1 protein-coding gene is annotated in these 791 nt (G+C 55.6%); it reads right to left on the bottom strand.

Features of this window, described 5'->3' with window-relative positions:
- Positions 1-17 precede the first annotated feature (17 nt).
- The coding region (locus tag EOC06_RS38070; protein WP_128310162.1) for an arginase family protein at positions 18-791 on the bottom strand (774 nt) is incomplete at its 5' end.

The following is a 791-nucleotide window of genomic DNA, read 5'->3' as shown; positions in this document are numbered from 1 at the left end:
CATTGACATCGTCTTTCTCACTTCGCGCGGCTTCGTGCTGTCTCAGCTAAAAGACAGAGCAACTCGAAGCCTAGATGAGCTGCGTGCAGCGCGGTGATACCGGAGGAATCGACAGGAGGACAAACTTCGCAAATATCTGCGCCGATGATGTTCGCGCCGAGAAGGCCCCGCAATATGACCATTGCATCACGCATGGAAAATCCACCCGGCTCGGGACAGCCGGTTCCTGGGCAATAGATCGCATCCAACCCATCGATATCGAAAGAGATATAGGTGGGAGCATTGCCGACAACGCGCCGCGCTTCCTCGATTACCCACGCGCGACCGCGTTCTTCGAAAACATCTGTGGTTACGAGGGTCATGCCTGCCTCGCGCGCCCACGCAAGGTCTTCTTCAGTATACCTCGGTCCTCCTCTGAGCCCGATCTGGATTACTCGCTTTGGATCAATTAGTCCTTCCTCCACGGCACGGCGGAAAGTCGTCCCATGAGTGATCTTCATGCCGCGGAATTCGTCATTGGTGTCACTATGAGCATCGAATTGCACCATACCGACATTTCCGCCGCGTAAGAGACCGCGCAGAATAGGCAGAGGAATTGTGTGATCCCCTCCAAGCACGAGCGGGAGTACACCCTTTTCCGACAAGTTGCGGAAGCACTCGGTGATGATATCCAGGCTCTTGTCGAAGTTTCGCGGGTAAACAGGCACGTCTCCGAGGTCTACGACACGCGCCGGAGCTATGCTCTTATAAGCCTCGATGGATCCTAACCCTCGGGACTCCTTGCGGATCGC

It is taken from the genome of Mesorhizobium sp. M7A.F.Ca.MR.362.00.0.0 (assembly GCF_004023175.1).
Classification (GTDB): domain Bacteria; phylum Pseudomonadota; class Alphaproteobacteria; order Rhizobiales; family Rhizobiaceae; genus Mesorhizobium.
Note: the sequence above shows the minus strand (reverse complement) of the source record. Positions and strands in the feature narration are given on the sequence as shown.